Consider the following 1870-nt stretch of genomic DNA (forward strand, 5'->3'; position numbering starts at 1 on the left):
TATTACCTCATTTAAATTTGTCTCTGAATTTAAAACCTTCATTTATCTTTTTGTATCACTTAAAAAGGGTAGAATTTCTCGTTCAAAATACACCAATTCCTTTCGAGCTGGCTCATCTTGAATTTTGCAATAATAAATTCTATCGACATAACGTCGAATGACCAACTTTAGCCCGGGATTTACTTTGGCATATACTATCTCGCCTTCTTTATATTTGTTTTCCATCTTTATGTTTCAATTTGTCAACTGCTATTTCTTCAACACTTATCTTTTCCCTTTGGTATTCCATTTGAAGCAGAAATTCAAAATCATCTTATTTCTCAAAAACTCCCTTATCACAATTGTTTTATTTTTAGGATAATCTGTTACCGGAAGTAACTACACCTATATTTTTTACGTTGTACAACAAAAGTTCATTTTCAAAATAAGCAACTTCTTTACCGGAGGGTTTATTTTGCGTCCTGCAATAATAAATTGGGGGTATATGCTTGCTGATCACTAGATTCAGGGTTGGATTAAACTTTGACCTTACAACCTCACCTTCTTTAAATTCATTTTCCATCATCATTTTTTCAGTTTATGAGAATAATAGTGCAATGTTGGTTAAATTAAACCTGAATCGCTTTTCCCTGCTTTTTTTGCCGCTTTTTCAGCTCTTTTTTCTTTCAGGCTTTTTACCGCTTCCTTTTTCACGTTCTTTCTCTCTTTTCCTTCTTTGCTTTTTGCCATATTTTTTATTTTAAGATATTATTATAATGTGTTTTCTTCATACCCGCTTTTATCAATGTTGAAATCATTTTAATCTTTTGCTGGCCTTGATATAATAAGAAGTGTGAGCTGGGATTACAACCACTTCCCCTGTCTTTAGAAGGTTTGAATGTTTATTTATTACTATTTCAGCATCCCCTTCTATGATTTGAATAAATATATCGAAAGGCAAAATAATCTCTGGCAATATCTTACCAGTATCAAATGCCATAACTCTAACATTTCCGGTTGGTTTCCTGATAATTGTTTTACTCATAACTGAATCGCTTGCATACTCGGCAATTTCAGTCAAGACATGTTGCTTCGATTTCTCAATCTCTCTATCCTGCATATGCTAAAAGTACTTAATACAAAATGCAACATGTTATACTATTAAATCTATAACTTACATAATTCACACATTTGTTTTAACACCCTTCTTTTCCAAGCCAAAGAATTTTTGTGATATAAGGATGAATTAAAAATTTATTTCTCCAATAACAGGTTTAAAAAAACTATGTATAAATAAAAGCTTTGAGTTACTGGAGAGTGATTATAACAATACTTTGGGGACTATTCCTTTTTTCCACTTTTAACAAAAAAGGGAATATAGAAATCAAAGGGAGATTCTTTAAAACTTTTTTCGTTTAAATCATCAATAAAATCCTGGTAGAAATGGTTAAATCGCTCCAAATCATCGTGAGCTATCAAAAACAATAATTTTTGGGTATTATGAGAATTGAATTCTCCAACACTTGTGTAAATTACAACCATTTTAAAATCATCAATTTTATCATGCTTATGCAAATAAAAACTAATGAATTTGTTTTTGTTTTCCTTCGGTGTTACTACATAGCGGTAATTCCTGGTTATATTATCCCATTCAAAAAAAATAATATAATCAACAATTGAAAAGTTAGGTTGAATAAATTTTTCAAAGATTTCCTGCAGATAATATTTTTCATTGTGATTCATGAGCATCCTTTTAATTTATAATCCTTTGTTTCTTATGCCCCCGAATTATTCAGACTTCCTCAAGTGTATCCCGCCTTTTATTCTTTAGCTTTTTGAAATGAGAAGGAGTAAGTCCGGTAATTTTTTTGAACTGATTTGACAGGTGGGC

The 1870-nt window shown here is 30.9% G+C and carries 3 protein-coding genes; all 3 read right to left on the reverse strand.

Annotation, left to right across the window (positions count from 1 at the left end; all coding sequences use genetic code 11):
• Positions 1 to 603: 603 nt before the first annotated feature.
• On the reverse strand, positions 604 to 729 hold the full coding sequence (locus K5G00_RS29915) for a hypothetical protein (RefSeq protein ID WP_262921477.1): 126 nt from the start codon (positions 727 to 729) through the stop codon (positions 604 to 606).
• A gap of 64 nt (positions 730 to 793) precedes the next feature.
• Positions 794 to 1060: a cupin domain-containing protein gene (locus K5G00_RS29190; RefSeq protein ID WP_238770125.1), complete on the reverse strand. Its 267-nt coding sequence runs from the start codon at positions 1058 to 1060 to the stop codon at positions 794 to 796.
• A gap of 260 nt (positions 1061 to 1320) precedes the next feature.
• Positions 1321 to 1722 (reverse strand): hypothetical protein, encoded by a 402-nt coding sequence (locus tag K5G00_RS29195; protein WP_238770128.1) that lies wholly within the window; start codon positions 1720 to 1722, stop codon positions 1321 to 1323.
• Positions 1723 to 1870 lie beyond the last annotated feature (148 nt).

The organism is Maribellus maritimus, assembly GCF_022267315.1.
Taxonomy (GTDB): Bacteria; Bacteroidota; Bacteroidia; order Bacteroidales; family Prolixibacteraceae; genus Draconibacterium; species Draconibacterium maritimum.